At 37.0% G+C, this 16,584-nt stretch carries 12 protein-coding genes; 7 read left to right on the forward strand and 5 right to left on the reverse strand.

The annotated features are described in order from the left end of the window. Nucleotides 1–99 precede the first annotated feature (99 nt). From B3C16_RS06350 to B3C16_RS06370, 5 genes are all read right to left on the reverse strand, one after another. The gene (locus B3C16_RS06350; protein ID WP_121312392.1) at nucleotides 100–1,545 is read right to left on the reverse strand and encodes an SGNH/GDSL hydrolase family protein; all 1,446 of its coding nucleotides are present in this window, start codon (nucleotides 1,543–1,545) and stop codon (nucleotides 100–102) included. Nucleotides 1,546–1,575: 30 nt separating this feature from the next. Further along, entirely contained in the window at nucleotides 1,576–4,416 is a 2,841-nt protein-coding gene (locus B3C16_RS06355; RefSeq protein WP_291129978.1) for a TonB-dependent receptor, read from the reverse strand. A gap of 283 nt (nucleotides 4,417–4,699) precedes the next feature. Beyond that, on the reverse strand, nucleotides 4,700–6,547 hold the full coding sequence (glmS, locus tag B3C16_RS06360; RefSeq protein WP_291129981.1) for a glutamine--fructose-6-phosphate transaminase (isomerizing): 1,848 nt from the start codon (nucleotides 6,545–6,547) through the stop codon (nucleotides 4,700–4,702). A gap of 11 nt (nucleotides 6,548–6,558) precedes the next feature. Further along, entirely contained in the window at nucleotides 6,559–8,241 is a 1,683-nt protein-coding gene (locus tag B3C16_RS06365) for a DUF4270 domain-containing protein (protein ID WP_291129982.1), read from the reverse strand. Between the two features lie 18 nt (nucleotides 8,242–8,259). Next, a complete protein-coding gene (locus B3C16_RS06370; protein WP_121312388.1) occupies nucleotides 8,260–9,066 on the reverse strand; it encodes a glycogen/starch synthase in 807 nt (268 codons plus the stop codon). A 106-nt stretch (nucleotides 9,067–9,172) separates the two neighbouring features. Between B3C16_RS06370 and panC the strand changes: the two genes are divergently transcribed. The 7 genes from panC (at nucleotide 9,173) to B3C16_RS06405 (ending at nucleotide 16,516) form a co-directional block, all read left to right on the forward strand. After that, on the forward strand, nucleotides 9,173–10,021 hold the full coding sequence (gene panC, locus B3C16_RS06375; protein WP_291130558.1) for a pantoate--beta-alanine ligase: 849 nt from the start codon (nucleotides 9,173–9,175) through the stop codon (nucleotides 10,019–10,021). A 14-nt stretch (nucleotides 10,022–10,035) separates the two neighbouring features. Continuing rightward, on the forward strand, nucleotides 10,036–10,386 hold the full coding sequence (gene panD, locus B3C16_RS06380) for an aspartate 1-decarboxylase (protein WP_121312386.1): 351 nt from the start codon (nucleotides 10,036–10,038) through the stop codon (nucleotides 10,384–10,386). Nucleotides 10,387–10,391: 5 nt separating this feature from the next. Then, on the forward strand, nucleotides 10,392–11,357 hold the full coding sequence (locus tag B3C16_RS06385) for a lysylphosphatidylglycerol synthase transmembrane domain-containing protein (protein ID WP_121312385.1): 966 nt from the start codon (nucleotides 10,392–10,394) through the stop codon (nucleotides 11,355–11,357). 59 nt (nucleotides 11,358–11,416) lie between these two features. Further along, nucleotides 11,417–12,664, forward strand: a complete 1,248-nt coding sequence (locus tag B3C16_RS06390; RefSeq protein WP_291129990.1) for an alpha/beta hydrolase-fold protein — start codon at nucleotides 11,417–11,419, stop codon at nucleotides 12,662–12,664. A gap of 11 nt (nucleotides 12,665–12,675) precedes the next feature. Then, nucleotides 12,676–14,037: a DNA repair protein RadA gene (gene radA / locus B3C16_RS06395; protein ID WP_121312383.1), complete on the forward strand. Its 1,362-nt coding sequence runs from the start codon at nucleotides 12,676–12,678 to the stop codon at nucleotides 14,035–14,037. Between the two features lie 65 nt (nucleotides 14,038–14,102). Next, nucleotides 14,103–14,567, forward strand: a complete 465-nt coding sequence (locus B3C16_RS06400; protein WP_291129993.1) for a hypothetical protein — start codon at nucleotides 14,103–14,105, stop codon at nucleotides 14,565–14,567. Next, complete coding sequence (locus B3C16_RS06405) at nucleotides 14,567–16,516, forward strand: transglycosylase domain-containing protein (RefSeq protein ID WP_291129996.1); 1,950 nt, start codon at nucleotides 14,567–14,569, stop codon at nucleotides 16,514–16,516. Before B3C16_RS06400 ends, B3C16_RS06405 begins: the two co-directional genes overlap by 1 nt. Nucleotides 16,517–16,584: the final 68 nt, after the last annotated feature.

The raw sequence follows: 16,584 nt of genomic DNA on the forward strand, positions 1-16,584 counted from the left end.
TTTTTGACGAATTAGCAATTAAACGCAAAGTAAGCCTTCATCAAAATAAAAAACCACTAGCGAAAGCCAGTGGTTTTGAATATTCTATAGTATTCTTGATTAGAAATTAGCCGGATCTTGTGGGTATAAAATTCGGTAAGTCCCTACATCTACGCCTTTAAAATTAGAACCATAAGTTGTGTTAATCGCTTTCAGGAAGATGTTAGCTATGTAAGCATAACCTCTAGGACTTGGGTGCACTCCATCAAGAGAAAAAGTTGCTCCGGTAACATACGCCGAGGTTAGTGTATAATTATTAGCAACAATTCCTGTAGTGCTTAATTGATCCATAACTACTTTTGCGTCAACGAATGCTAATCCGTTTGCTGTGGCTGCAGATTGTATTGTTTGGTTATAGGCATCTGTTGCTGTTTTAACTTCTAAAATTTCACTTTTAGACAGCACCCATTGGTCTGCTAAAGGAACCGAAACCCCATTAATTTGAGCAGGATTCCCGCCTACAAGTGATCCAATAAAAGCTCTTGCCGGTAAAACGATTAAATCTTCATTGGTAGCTTGACGGTAAGATGGAATACCAAAACCGGTTAGATTGGTTAAATACTCATCAACAATCACAACTCTGTTAGTGCTTGAAGCAGAGAACGAAATGGTTCTTTGTGCCACTTCGGCGGCAGTCAATAATCCATTGGATTGCGCAAACAACAATCCGTTATTGTACGTAGCAAATCCAGCATTCAACTGAGCAGCTGAAGTGGCGTTTAACGGAACCGGATTATGTGGTACAGTTGTAAAATAAGGCAAAGTACTTACGTAAGGTAAATTGGCCACAACGCCTTTTCTTCCGCCGGCAACTAATTGACCAACAATTGAATTGTATACCGCATTAAATGTAGCCGGAGCAGTGATATCCGCAGGATTTACCCCTCCTGAAGTAGCATAACCAAGGACATCATTCCCTCCAATCCAAAGAGAAAAGAAGGTTGGATCTTGAGCTAAGGCATCCTCTAAAACTGTAGCGGTAGGTGACGACGCAAACCTAGCAAAATAAGGGTTCCCTGCAACGCTACCATAACCTGAAAAAGTCAAGTGGAAACTTTTGGCACCGGGAATTCCCATATTGTTAAAACTTCCCGACAAATGCGTAGAGATATCAGTAGATGAAACTCCGGAAACCGGCAGTGGACTACTAGTAACTGCATTGAACCACAATCTTGGTCCATATGCTGATATTTGCGCCCCTCCAGAACTAAATCCTCCAATGTTATCATTCATAAAAGGATTAGTAAACTCACCTCCTCCTACTAAAGCAAATTGTGAAGCAATAATATTTGGATATGAATTTTTTTGTCCTTCCATAAATAAAGCATTATCTGAAAATCCTGCCGCAAAGGAATCCCCAAGTGCAACATATTTAGAGAAATCAGCTGTTCCTGCCGTAAGCGGTGTTCCGTCTGTTGAATTTGGATCAGCAACAAATTCATCATCACTATTACATGCCACAAAGGTTAAGGAAACCAAGAGTAGCCATTTAAAATTTTTTATCATAACTATTATAATTTAATAATTTGGTTTGAATTATGGATTGATTGTTAAAGACAAGAAATATTGTTGACCAATTAATCCAGGCCCGATAAGTTGTCTGTATTCTTTTCCACCTAAGTTCGTTGCTCCAGCTTTTATAACTGATTTTAAACTCGGAAGACCATAACTGATTTGTGCATCAATAACAGTTACTGCATCTATCATCCCATCAGCGAAAGTTGATTCCCAATAATACTCATCACTCCATCTTCCACTTACATTGAATCCAAAGTTTTTGAATAAATTATCGTTACTGAAGCTGGCTTTAACTCTGTGTTTAGGAGTATTAAATCCGGCTTCGAAACTTGGATCTTGCGCTTGATCAAAATCAAACTCTGCGTAGTTGTAGTTAGCAGAAACCTCGAAATTTTTTGGTAATTTTTTTGATATTCCAACTCCAAATCCCAAGGATTTGATTTCAATATCGGTATTAGTATACAATTGAAAAGCTCTGGTATTTCCTGTAGCTAAGGCATCTACTGATTGAGCTCCCGGATCTGTTGGCCCTAATAAAGGATTAGGAGCGTCTTGTGCAGTTCCGTATAATGGTGCCACTACGGTTAAGTTTCCGATAAAATCATTATAGATATTATAGTAACCATTGATATCATAAGTAAAACCTTTTACTTCGCCTCTGTATCCTAATTCAAATGCTTTTACGGTTTCAGGTTTTACTAAGTCTACATTAGTTCTTACCAATAATGCAGATGCTGCAATTGGATCAGTTGGTGCTAATGCAGCAAATGCTTGAGCAGATTGCGCTGTGTAAGAATTAAAATAAGCATCATTCCCATCAATTGTTGTTGTTGTTCCTCCAACTAATGCTTGTCCTAAAGGAGAAGTTACCGGAAGTGTTTCAATATATCTTGTTAAGTTATCCGGTGCAGAACCTAGTAAAATAGCATTCCCTACGTTGAATCCAATATATTGGTCTTGGGTTGTTGGGTTACGGAAACCTGTTTGGAATGAACCTCTGAAAATATGATTTTTAGCTTCTCCCGCGCTGTATACTAAGGAAATTCTTGGCGAATAATTTCCGTCAAAATTTTCAGCTTTGTCATAACGAACAGAACCTGTAAATTTCAAACGGTCTTCCATTAATTTTTTCTGAACCTGAGTATAAACACCATACTCATCATACTTAATTCCGCCAAATTGTGGTGTGTCCGTATAAATTCTTCCGAAAGAGTTTAACTCATATCTTCTGTAAGAACCACCAACTTGAATTTCAGCTACTTTGATTAAATCTTTAAAGTTGTAATTAGCATCTGAATGGTAAATTTTTGAATTGTCCACCAATTTTGAACCGGATAACACGTCAGGATTAGATGTTACTTGATTGAATGCATTTCGGAATTCAGGAGTGCCCGGTAAAAATCTTCCGGTATCAGCAACGTTTCTTGCATTGGCGTGAGCTTGAGATGGTGTTGCTCCACCTAAAGTAGATTGCACATATGCACCAGCATATTGTCCAAACCAAGTAGCATCAGGCTTCCATGCTCTGTTGATATTAAGTCCGGTGAAAAGCATATCATAAGAACTTCCACCATCTTCTGTCGTGAAATAACCTCTTACGAAAAAGTTTTTCCCGGTAAGTTCTAATTTGTGTTGTTGCATGGAAAATCCATTCAAATAGTAACGGTTCGCCCCTTGATAAACAGAATTTCCGAAACCGAATTTACTTTGCCAAATTACTTCAAGATTTTCGTTTCCGAAAGGTCTTAAGTGTAAAGAAAAATCAATTTTAGCATTTCTAACTTCGTTATCCGTTAAATCTACTTCGTTATAACCTGTTCTTGAAACGTTTTCATTTGGGAGTAAGTTTAAAGCTGAGGCAGGAAGTAAACCTAATCCAACCAATGTTTGTCCAACACTCTTGATATTGGTTGACGCTTCATCTCCATAAACATTGATACCATTATAATTGTGGTGACTTCTGTCTCTTCCGTCAACTGTTCTGTCATCGTAATCTGTTGCCCACCACTCGGTACCTTTCATGTAAGTGAAATTGGCTTTGGCCGCAAAATGCTTAGAAAAAGCATGTGCTACTCTTACCCCATAATCTCTATAATCGTTAGAACCGGCCGCTTTTTGACTGGTGGCTCCATATTTAACATAAGCAGAAATACCTTGGTATTTGAATGGACTTTTACTATTCATAAATAAAATTCCGTTAAAGGCATTAGCACCATATAAGGCAGAAGACGCACCCGGAAGCAATTCCACGCTGGCCACATCTATATCTGAAACCCCTATAAGGTTACCTAAAACGAAGTTCAACAATGGTGAAGAGTTATCCATACCATCAACCAATTGCATAAAACGCGTATTGGCTACCGTTGCAAATCCACGAGTATTGATTGATTTGAACGACATACTACTGGTATTCATTTGAACTTCTTTCAAATTTTCCAAGCCATCGTAGAATGTAGGCGATGCTGTTTTTTTGATATCTCTGATAGTCATTCTCTCGATAGTTACCGGAGATTCTCTTACCTTCTCAGGTGTTCTCGAGGCAGAAACTACAATTTCATCTAATTGTGTTTCTTGTTCTGACAATGAAACACTTACTTTTTGGTTGTTGGAAGTTACACTAACCGTTGAAGAACCATAACCAACACTCGACACTTCAATGTCAAACGGCGGTTTTTTGGTAGTGGTTAAGCTGAAATTTCCATCACTGTCAGTAACTGTTCCTGCACTTTCACCGGATACTTTAACATTGGCTCCAGGAATTGGTTGGTTTTTGCTGTCTTTTACCGAACCAGATATTGACGTTTGCGAATAAGTAATGCCGCAAAAAAACAATGAAAGGATAAATAAATAAATCTTCATTTGGTTTTAAATTTTGTTGGTTTATGTAGCCAAAGTACAAATATTTTTTTTACATCCTCAAAAAAATAGTCATCATTTTAGCAATAATCAATTATTTGGTTTGAATATTGATAATTCAACAACATCCGGCTTTTTTAAGGTTTTATTAACTTTTTGACACTATTGCTAAAAAAAATACTATGCATACATACAAAACGAAGATTCTTTTAAATTAATCACAAATAATTAGCAAAAAAAAGGCGAGAATAAATCTCGCCTTTTTGTGTTTTTTGTAGTAAAAAAATTATTCAACTGTTACTGATTTTGCCAAATTTCTTGGCTGGTCAACATTACAACCTCTCATTACCGCAATGTGATAAGACAATAATTGCAATGGAATAGTTGTAATTAAAGGCGATAAAGCATCCGAAGTTTCAGGAATTTCGATTACGTGATCCGCTAATTCTTTTACTTGTGTATCTCCTTTAGTCACCACGGCAATAATTTTACCGCTTCTTGATTTTATCTCTTGAATGTTACTAACTACTTTATCATAATGTCCTTGCTTTGGTGCAATCACTACAACCGGCATTTGCTCATCAATCAGCGCAATCGGACCATGCTTCATTTCTGCTGCTGGATAACCCTCGGCGTGAATATATGATATCTCTTTTAATTTCAACGCACCTTCCAAAGCTACCGGGAAATTATAGCCTCTTCCTAAGTAAAGACAATTGGGTGCATCTTTGAATATCGCTGCAATTTCTTTCGCTCTATCATTGGTTTCCAATGCTTCTTTTACTTTGTCCGGAATGACTTCTAATTCTTGTAAATAACGGTGGAAATCTGAATTAGAAAGCGTTCCTTTGGCTTTAGCCAAACGCAAAGCAATCATTGTCAGCACCGTAATTTGTGTGGTAAATGCTTTGGTAGAAGCCACCCCAATTTCCGGGCCTGCATGGGTATAAGCTCCGGCATGCGTTTCTCGTGAAATAGAAGAACCAACCACATTACAAACTCCGAAAACAAAGGCACCTTTTTCTTTGGCCAACTTAATCGCTGCTAAAGTATCGGCTGTTTCTCCGGATTGTGAAATTGCGATTACTACATCTGTAGGATTTATGATTGGATTTCTGTATCTAAATTCGGAAGCATATTCTACTTCAACAGGAATTCTAGTGAACTCTTCAAAAATATATTCCGCTACCAGTCCGGCATGCCATGAAGTTCCGCAGGCTACGATTAATATTCTTTGGGCGTGAAGGAATTTTTCAAGATTATCTTCTACACCCGCCATTTGGATGATCCCTTGATTGGCTAATAATCTTCCACGGTAAGTATCTTTGATTACATTAGGTTGTTCGTAGATTTCTTTTAGCATGAAATGATCGTAACCGCCTTTTTCAATTTGCTCCAAATTCATTTGAAGTTCTTGAATATAAGGATCTACTAATGTATCGTCTTTAATTTTTCTGATTTTTAAAGGCTTGTTCAATCTTACAATTGCCATTTCTTCATCTTCTAAATAAATGGCATTAGAAGTGTATTCAATAAATGGTGAAGCATCAGAAGCGATAAAAAATTCATCTTGTCCAACGCCAATAGCCAATGGACTTCCCAATCGGGCTACAACAATTTCATCCGGCTTTTCTTTATCAAAAACACAGATGGCATAAGCGCCAACTACTTGGTTTAAGGCTATCTGTACTGCTTTCCCCAATTTAATGTTTTCCTTTTTCTTAACCTCTTCAATTAAATTGATTAACACCTCTGTGTCAGTGTCAGAGGTAAAAGAGCAACCTCTTTTCAGCAATTCTTTTTTTAACGGCTCATAGTTTTCTATGATTCCATTGTGGATAATTACCAAATTGCCCGAATTGGAAACATGTGGGTGAGAGTTAACATCATTTGGAACACCATGGGTTGCCCAACGGGTGTGACCCATTCCGATTGTGGCTTTAGACGTTGCTAATCCTTTTGATTTTTCTTCAAGATCAGAAACTTTTCCTTTGGTTTTAGCTATGCTGACATCTTTACCGTCACAAAGCATAATCCCGGCACTGTCATAGCCACGATATTCTAATCTTTTCAAACCTTTTATTACTATTGGGTACGCTTCTCTGTAACCAATATAGCCAACAATTCCACACATAACTTTAAGTATTAATCAGGTTTTGTATAATAAATTTCTATTTTTAATCTCTTGTCATAATTTGGATCCCCAACAGGAATGTTAGTACCATATAATATGGTTCCTGTCGGACTCAAAACAGACATACTTGGAGCGTATCCAGTAGTAACGTTAGCCGTTCTCAACTTAGAAAAACCAATATTATTAATGGTTTCCGTTACCGAAAGCCCTAACCTTACATTAGTCGAATCATTTGCAATCATATTTCTCAGATGATTAGTAATTCTGACTTTATATTTAATTCCTCTACCATTTTCAACATCTTCTCTTTCAATAAGTCCTCCATGAACTATCTTACTAAGTTTAGGATTAAAAGAACTGGAAGAAGAATCAAAGATATAATCAACCAATGTTTTTCTGTTGTTTAAATCATACAAAAAGATACGATCAGGCTCTACTGATCTGGCATCTAACATGGCTGTTCTATCAATGTAAAAAGTAAGATTGGCTTCATTAATCAACCAGCCATTCGCTTTAATAGCTTCTATTTCATCTGCAATTCCGTTGTTATCAGCATCAGCTCCAAATACATCAATAACAGCTACAGAACCTTGTCCTCCTTTTAAATAAAGTTTAGAAGCTTCTTGACTACTATTGGCCGCTGTTAAATAATCAACATTTTCATTAGAATTATTAAGCAAACTAACGGTATTCCCGGTCATACTCATAGTGAGTGTTTTGAATTGTCTTTCAAATGTAGTGACATTGTCAACTGTCTTTTTAAGGTCCTCATTATAGTAAACCGTGATTTTCCCACCTTGGAAGTTCATCATAGCCATTTGTCCCGGATTTCCATTCTCCACCTTGAAATACAATCCTCTAAAATAATTTTTAAACACGGCATTGTTAACCAACTGTCCGCTTGGGGCATTCAAAAGTAAATTAGTGAAAACGGTTTTGTTTAGGTGCAAACGCATAGAAGGCGCGAACCTCGTATCTACTGACACGGGCGGTTCTGCGTTATTCAAAGCTGAAGTTTTGTGCTCTCTTTTGTCAAAATAAAACTGAGTATTCTCATGCCCATTAGCATTATTGCCTGAAAGAGGTGCGTCATTCAATAAAATCGGAATCTTATTGTTGTCTATGTCACTATCCATATCCGTATAATAAAGCTGACGCTCACCAAGGGATTGACTAGGATCTAAATCTCTTAGAAAATAATTAGATTGATAAATACTTAATTTGAATTTAGAATTTTCCGGACCGTAAATTGAATCCAATTTATAGGTAGTATGTATTTCTGTTTCACCATCAACTTCAACTTCTTCTACTTCTTCCACCTTACTGTAATAAGGAATATTTAAAATGATACTGTCAATTACTGTCGGGTCAATATCATAATTTTCAGAATCAACATTGTTAAAGGTTGGGTTTTCGCTGTCTAATTCAACTTGGGTCACAAAATTGGCCTGGGTTGTCCCAAAAGCAGGATTATTATAAAACCCAAGTGGATTTATGGGTAAATTATTAGACGAAATCGGCCCCAATTTTTGATTGTAAGCTTTCACAGACGCATCGGTGTATCTTTCAAAAAGAAAATGATCATCACCAACAATATCTGTTCCTAATTCGTTAAAGTCTTTGTCACAGGAAGCAAAAAGCAAAACGGCTGCAAAGCCAAATAAAATCTGTTGTAAATAGGATTTTTTAAACATAAATCTTAATAATTATTTTTAAGGAAGCATCTCCTTATAGAAATTGGTATAGGCTTCTGAAAATTTGTCTTTCGAGGCGAAAGGTAAAAAAGGTTTTCCTGAAGATTCTATAAATTTTGTTAAACTTGAAGACAGGTTTTCAGAGGCAATAATAACGGCGTCCGAGTGCATCACAGAAGACTTGATTAGGTTTTCATAGTTAGGCAATTCTAAATCTTGGATAGCGTCATGCGGAATGTTATCAAACTTAATTTTGTTAATCATTTCCGTATTTAAAGTGCCGTCAAAAGACTGACCATAAACCGAAGTCACAATTTTAGTATCCGAAAACAAAGCTTCATCTTTATAGTAGTGCTTCATGTAAACCGGCAACAAACCGGCCATCCAACCGTGAACGTGAATAATATCGGGAACCCAATTTAGTTTTTTAACGGTTTCCACTACGCCTTTGGCAAAGAAAATAGCTCTTTCGTCATTATCAGGATACATCACGCCATCTTCATCGCTGAAAGTTGCTTTGCGTTTGAAATACTCATCATTATCAATAAAATAAACCTGAATTCTCTCTTTCGGGATAGAAGCCACTTTAATAATCAAGGGCATATCCAAATCATTAACTACTAAATTCATTCCTGACAATCGGATAACCTCGTGTAATTGATGCCTTCTTTCATTGATATTTCCATATCTTGGCATAAATATTCTTATTTGCCCGCCTTGATCATTAACCATTTTAGGAACGTCATACGACATTAAAGAAACCTCATTCTCAGCCAGATAAGGCACCACTTCAGATGATACATACAATATCCTCTTATCTTCCATAATCTATTTTACTTTATTTATTGGCAATAAAAAACAGGCAAAAGTACAAAAATTTATGCAGTTATTTATGAAAATAGTAAGTTTGCAACTCATTTACCGAAAGCCAATGCTCATTTTTAACAATCAAAATGAATTAGTTGCTCACTTAGCTTCTGTTTCAAACACAGCAACCACCATTGGTTTTGTACCTACTATGGGCGCACTTCATCAAGGACATTTGTCTTTGCTGTCCGAAGCCGTGACCAACAATTCAATCACGGTGATCAGTATTTTTGTCAATCCGACGCAGTTCAACAATCCGGAAGATTTAGCCAAATATCCCAGAACTTTAGACGCTGACATCGAAAAAATAAAAACCGTTTCAGATAAAATAATCGTTTACGCACCAAGTGTAGATGACATTTACAAAGGCAATACCGTTTCCCAACCTTTTGATTTTGATGGTTTGGAAAACCAAATGGAAGGCCAATTTCGTCCAGGTCATTTTAATGGCGTTGGAACCATCGTAAAAAGACTTTTCGAAATTGTAAAACCAACAAATGCTTATTTTGGCGAAAAGGATTTTCAGCAGCTGCAGATTGTCAAAAAAATGGTTGAGAAAGCACAAATGCCAGTACAAGTTATTGGTTGTCCTATTTACAGAGAAGCGAACGGATTAGCCATGAGTTCAAGAAACGAAAGATTATCCGAAACCGAGAAAAAGGAAGCAGCAATCATCTTTAAAACCATTTCGCATGCCAAAAAACTATTCGCTACAAAATCAGCAACCGAAGTAACAATTTGGGTCAAAAACACCTTTGAGAAAAACCAAAACTTTGCCTTAGAGTATTTCCAAATAGCGGATGAAGCCACTTTGTTACCATGTATTCGAAAAAACAAAACCAAAAAATACCGCGCTTTTATCGCAGTTTTTATCAACAATATTAGATTGATTGACACCATATCACTAAATTAATTTAACTTTGCCCCATGCAAATTGAAGTAGTAAAATCGAAAATTCATCGTGTAAAAGTTACCGGAGCCGACTTGAATTACGTCGGAAGCATCACCATTGACCAAACTTTAATGGAAGCTTCTAACCTGATTGAAGGTGAAAAAGTATCCATTGTAAACGTCAACAATGGCGAACGTTTTGATACTTATGTTATACCGGGAGCTAAAAATTCAGGTGATATTACACTCAATGGTCCGGCCGCCAGAAGAGTACACAAAGGCGACATCATCATCATCATGTCGTATGCTTTAATGGATTTCGAAGAAGCCAAAACCTTCAAACCTTGGTTGGTTTTTCCCAATGAAAAAGACAATTCTTTGACCTAAATCACTTGAAAAATCAAATTCGTAAATGGCTGACTATTCTTATTCCTCTTTTCATAGGAGTCGCTATTATTTACTATCAATACACCACGTTAAAACCTGACGAAATTGACAAAATAAAAGAGAGTTTTCAGAAAGCGAATTACTCTTATATTTTTCTGTCATTATTGGTTGCCTGTGTTGGCTACTGGTCAAGAGCTTATCGCTGGAAATTTGCCTTGAATCATTTGGGCTACCACACCAAATTTTACAACAATTTCTTTACCGTAAGTGTTTCTTATTTGGTCAACTTAACGGTACCGCGTTCAGGCGAAATCTCTCGTGCCGCTCTTTTGAAAAAATATGAAAATGTACCTTTTGACAAAGCTTTTGGAACCATTGTTGCCGAGAGAATTGTTGATTTGTTGATTTTCTTATTGTTTGTCTTTATTGGATTTGTTTCTCAGTTTGACGAAATTTATAAGTTCCTATTAAGTAAAAATGTCTCATTACAATCGTTAATCTATTACGGTGTTGCGGCTGTAATTTTAGGCATCATTTTTTTGCTGATTTGGATTTATGCTGAATGGCCAATCATCCTAAAACTAAAGAAGAAACTATCGGGATTGATTGAAGGCATGACAACTGTGGTAAAAATGAAATCAAAATGGGAATACCTTTTTCACTCTTTTTTTATCTGGATTTCCTACCTGACGATGTTCTACATTGCCATATTTGCTTTACCCGAAACTTCTGAAATCAGCTTTGACATCGTTATTATGGGCTTCATTTTTGGGAGTTTGGCTGTTGGTTTTTCCAATGGTGGATTGGGTGCTTATCCTTTTTCTATCGCTTTAATTTTCTCGCTTTACGGTATTTCAAATGATATTGGAATTGCCTTTGGTTGGCTGGTTTGGACATCGCAAACTATCCTAGCCATTCTTCTCGGACTGATTTCCTATGTTTTACTTCCGGTGTTCAATAGAAAAAAATAATTTACTATCTTGCTAATCATTTTAGCAACGATTTCTATTCAACCAAAAAAACCATTTTCATGAAACAACTGTTTTTTCTATTACTGTTTGTTTGTTCGGGCAATTTATTTGCACAAAGAACAATCACAGACACCATAACTTCCCAAAAATTAAACGAAGACCGCGAAATAAAAATCGGACTTCCACCATCTTATGACCAAAACAAAACGCAAAAATATCCTTTGCTAATCCTTTTTGACGGTGAATTTCTTTTTGATGCTTTTCAAGGTGCTTTGAGTTATGGCTACTATTGGGATGATTTGCCTGAAGTGATTGTTGTTGCTATTAGCCAAAACAAAAATAACGAACGCGAAACCGATTGTACTTTCGATGAAACTACCGGGTTGCCTTCTGAAAAAGGAGCTGATTTCTTTGAATTTGTCGGGATGGAATTGATTCCGAGTATCCAAAAAAACTTCCGCACTGCGCCATTCAGAATCGTAGCCGGTTTAGACACGACGGCAGCCTTTTTGAATTGTTATTTATACAAAGACCAACCCATATTTAACGCTTACATCTCTATGAGCCCTGAACTTCCGGCCGGAATGGAAGAACAAATTCCGGAACGATTGGCAGCGATGCAACAAACGACTTTCTATTACCACTGTACAGCCGAAGGTGATATGAAAAAAATGAAAACCCGTATTCAAGCTTTAGATGCTGCTGCCAAATTGGTAAAGAATCCAAAACTAAATTATCTTTATGAAGAGTTCAAAGGCGCTTCGCATTACTCTTTAGTTTTGCATGCCATTCCGAGTGCTTTGTACCAAATTTTTGCGGTTTACCAACCGATTTCTACGGTTGAATTTCAGGAGAAAATTGCCGTATTGCCTTCGGGTTATGTCAAATATTTAGCTGACAAATATGCGGTTTTGGAACAATCTTTAGGTCTAAAATTACAAATCAGGATCAATGATTTCAAAGCCATTGAAGCGGCTATTTTAAAAAACAAAGCGTATGTCGAGTTTGATGAATTGGCTCAATTGGCCCGAAAAAATTACCCGAAATCGATGTTAGCGGATTACCATTTGGCACAACAATATGAAAAAACGGGCGATTCCAAAAGAGCGATAAAAAGTTACCAAGCCGCTTTCCAAAAAGAAGAAATCGGTGATTTGACCAAAGACATGATGCTAGAAAGAGCCGATGCTTTGAAAGGCGCTTTGAAAAACAAAAAAGAAGAAGTAATTGAAGAAACTCCTCCAACAGAAGAAGTGCCAACAGATGCTCCGGCAGAAACACCAACCGAAGAGAAAAAATCAGAATAAATATAGCCTAAATGTCGAAACTCAAAACTACATTTTTTTGTCAAAATTGTGGTACCCAATACGCCAAATGGCAAGGCCAATGCAATTCCTGTAAAGAATGGAATACCATAGCAGAAGAGATTATTCAAAAAGAAGAAAAATCGAGCTGGAAACCCGATACTTCCGACTCAAAAAGAGTTTCAAAACCGCTTAGAATCAAAGAAATCGATTCGACGCAAGAAGTGCGAATGGACACGACTGACGGCGAATTAAATCGCGTACTCGGTGGCGGCATTGTTCCGGGTTCGTTGATCCTTTTAGGTGGTGAACCGGGCATCGGAAAAAGCACATTACTGCTTCAAATTTCTCTAAAACTACCTTATAAAACTTTATATGTGTCGGGCGAAGAAAGTCAGAAGCAAATCAAAATGCGTGCGGAAAGAATCAATCCGAACAGTGACAATTGCTACATCTTAACCGAAACCAAAACCCAAAATATATTCCGTCACATCGTAGAAACCGAACCCGATATTGTCATCATCGATTCAATTCAAACCTTGCACACGGATTATATTGAATCGACCGCCGGAAGTATTTCTCAAATCAGAGAAACTACTGCTGAACTGATAAAATTCGCCAAAGAAACCAATATTCCGGTAATCTTAATTGGTCACATTACCAAAGACGGCAACATCGCCGGACCCAAGATTTTGGAACACATGGTCGATACCGTTTTGCAATTTGAAGGCGATAGAAATCACGTGTACCGAATATTACGTTCGCTCAAAAACCGATTTGGTTCTACAGCCGAATTAGGAATCTATGAAATGCAAGGTTCAGGTCTAAGAGAAGTTTCCAATCCGTCAGAAATATTAATTTCGCACCGTGAGGAAGAATTGTCCGGAACGGCCATTGCATCCACTTTAGAAGGCATGCGACCGTTGATGATAGAAATTCAAGCCTTGGTTTCGACAGCAGTATATGGAACGCCACAACGAAGTACGACAGGTTACAATGCCAAACGATTAAATATGATTTTGGCCGTATTAGAAAAACGCGCCGGTTTCCGACTCGGAACTAAAGACGTTTTTTTAAACGTTACCGGTGGCATTTCCGTCGATGATCCTGCGATAGATTTAGCGGTTGTAGCGGCAATTTTATCTTCCAATGAAGATATCGCTGTGGGCAAGGATGTTTGCTTTGCGGGAGAAGTGGGTTTGTCGGGCGAAATTCGTCCGGTGAATCGTGTTGAACAACGCATTCAAGAAGCGGAAAAATTAGGCTTTTCGACCATTTTTGTGTCTAAATACAATAAAATTGCCACTAAATTTCCGGGAATCAAAGTGGTTTTAGTCTCTAAAATTGAAGAAGTCGTTGAGCAGTTGTTTGGGTAATTAATTATTCAAAATTATACTAAAATAATAGAAAACACGTTTATAAGTAAAGTAATCTATCGCTTATGAAAACCAAACTTTTACTCTTCTGTTTTCTATTTGTTATGTTAATATCTTGTGAACCATCAGGCATTTACAGTAAATTTGACAAATCAGCGGAAAACAACCGATGGCCTCAATCCGAGACTAAGACTTACGAATTTACCGTTGACAACGATACCCTTTTGTATGATATAAAATTTCATTTTAGTCATGTGTATGATTATCAATTTGCCAATGTTCCCATTAATTTCAGTATTGAAAGTCCGGATGGAAAAAAGGAAAATATCGCTATCGATTTGGCTATCAAAAATGACAAAGGAGAACAATTGGCGAATTGTAGCGGTGATATTTGCGACTTGATTTATAAGATTAAAGAAAAGATAAAACTCCTAAAAGGAAACTATAAAATTACTGTTTCGAACCGTTTTAAAGGCCCTTATTTGCCGAATGTCCTTGGTATTGGTTTAGAAGTTGACAAAGCTGAGTAATGAAAACAAAAAAACAAAAAGTATTCCTTTTTCTTAAAATATGTGGTATTCTTATACTGCTGGGAGTTGCTTTGGTTTTTGCTTTTCGAAATACCCTTTTAGAGAAAGTCATTCATCGCATTGATGCTAAAATGGAACGCGATTATCAATGCCGTTTAAACATTGCCAAAGCCGAATTTCACGGTTTAACGAATCTCGAATTCCAACGAATTACTTTAGTGCCAAAAGACGCAGACACTTTGGTTCGCATAGACGAATTGAAAACGAGTGTTAGTTTTTGGAAATTATTGGTCGGCGATATTCAGCTGGGCAAACTCGAAATCAATAAAGGGTATGTTCAATTGGTGAAAACCAAAAACGGTAACAACTTTGACGCTTTTCTGCGTTCCAAAAAAGAGAAAAGTGTCAATTCGGAAGTCAATTATGCCAAACTTTTAAACAGAATATCCTCTAATTTAATGGATTTGGTGCCAACGGACATGCATGTTAAAGGATTTGCTTTTAAGATTGATGATAAGGGCAATAAAGTAATTTTTGATTTCAATCAATTGGCTTTAGCCGATAAAAAACTCAACACTTTGATTCAAGTGACTTCTGATGGTTTTTCACAACAATGGGCGATTAACGGTTTTGCCGATCCGAGAGACCGAAAAGCCGATTTAGCGTTTTTCAATCCAAAAAGTGACACGATACGCATTCCTTACTTAGACAAAAAATTCAACCTGAAAGCCGGTTTTAAATCGATTCATTTCAACTTGGAAAATCTTTCAATGGACAGTGGTGAGTTACACATTGACGGTTATTCCTCTATCCAGAATTTGATGGTCAATCATCCCAAAATTGCCAGCAAAGATGTAGTAATTCAAAACGCACGATTCGATTATCGTTGGATTGTTGGTCCTCGATTTATGGCTTTGGATAGTACTTCGATTGTGCAATTGAACAGTATTAAATGCCAGCCTTATATTTCGTACACCAATGAAAAAGACAAAGTCTATGCGTTCAAATTGACCATTCCGAAAATGAAAGCGAATGACTTTATTACTTCTTTACCCACTGGTTTATTTCGCCATTTTGAAGGCATGGAAGCGCAAGGCAATTTCAGTTATGCACTGAATTTTGAATACAATGATCACAAACCGAACGATATCATTTTTGACAGCCGTCTAAAACCCGAAGGTTTGAAAATTATCAAATATGGCGAAGCCGATTTAAATAAAATCAATGGCGAATTTACCTATCGTGCCATTGACAAAGGCGTGGCGCAAAGACCAATCGTTGTTGGGAACGCCAACTACAATTATACGCCGTTGTCGGCCATTTCGCCTTACCTTAGAAAATGCGTGTTGACTAGTGAAGACCCATCTTTTTTTGAGCATCGCGGGTTCATCAATTCAGCTTTCAAACAGTCGATTGTGAAGAACATTAAAACCAAAAAATTCACCCGTGGCGCAAGTACGATTAGCATGCAATTGGTCAAAAATGTATTCCTAACTCGTGAAAAAACCTTGTCTCGAAAACTGGAAGAAATCTTATTGGTTTACATCCTGGAAAACAACCGCATCAGTTCCAAAGAACGCATGCTTGAAGTGTATTTCAACATTATCGAATGGGGACCAAATATCTATGGTATTGGTGAAGCTTCCCGTTTTTATTTTAACAAAATGCCTCAGGATTTAAATGTGAACCAGTGCTTGTTCTTGGCCAGTATTATCCCAAAACCTAAAGGCTTCATGTCGCGTTTAGAGAATACCGAAAAACTCAAACCTTATGCCCAACAGCAAAACGATTTTCTGATGCGATTGATGTTTAAACGAAATCTTATTACGGTCAGCGATACCATTGGCAATTTTGCCTTAGATATCTCAGGACCGGCAAGAATGTACCTCAAACAAAAACCCATTGCCGTTCAAAATGATAGTTTGAGCGTAGACGATTTTGATTTTTAAAAATTACAATACTAATTCCAACCTTTTTGCGTTATAATTGCTCTCAGTAATATGACCATAATTTAATT

It is taken from the genome of Flavobacterium sp. UBA7682 (assembly GCF_002482945.1).
Classification (GTDB): domain Bacteria; phylum Bacteroidota; class Bacteroidia; order Flavobacteriales; family Flavobacteriaceae; genus Flavobacterium.

Coding starts and splice junctions, on each gene's coding strand:
- B3C16_RS06370 (WP_121312388.1), bottom strand. CDS start 9,066: ATGGAAGATAAGAGGATATTGTATGTATCATCTGAAGTGGTGCCTTAT.
- radA (WP_121312383.1), top strand. CDS start 12,676: ATGTCGAAACTCAAAACTACATTTTTTTGTCAAAATTGTGGTACCCAA.
- B3C16_RS06350 (WP_121312392.1), bottom strand. CDS start 1,545: ATGATAAAAAATTTTAAATGGCTACTCTTGGTTTCCTTAACCTTTGTG.
- glmS (WP_291129981.1), bottom strand. CDS start 6,547: ATGTGTGGAATTGTTGGCTATATTGGTTACAGAGAAGCGTACCCAATA.
- B3C16_RS06365 (WP_291129982.1), bottom strand. CDS start 8,241: ATGTTTAAAAAATCCTATTTACAACAGATTTTATTTGGCTTTGCAGCC.
- B3C16_RS06355 (WP_291129978.1), bottom strand. CDS start 4,416: ATGAAGATTTATTTATTTATCCTTTCATTGTTTTTTTGCGGCATTACT.
- panD (WP_121312386.1), top strand. CDS start 10,036: ATGCAAATTGAAGTAGTAAAATCGAAAATTCATCGTGTAAAAGTTACC.
- panC (WP_291130558.1), top strand. CDS start 9,173: ATGCTCATTTTTAACAATCAAAATGAATTAGTTGCTCACTTAGCTTCT.
- B3C16_RS06400 (WP_291129993.1), top strand. CDS start 14,103: ATGAAAACCAAACTTTTACTCTTCTGTTTTCTATTTGTTATGTTAATA.
- B3C16_RS06390 (WP_291129990.1), top strand. CDS start 11,417: ATGAAACAACTGTTTTTTCTATTACTGTTTGTTTGTTCGGGCAATTTA.
- B3C16_RS06405 (WP_291129996.1), top strand. CDS start 14,567: ATGAAAACAAAAAAACAAAAAGTATTCCTTTTTCTTAAAATATGTGGT.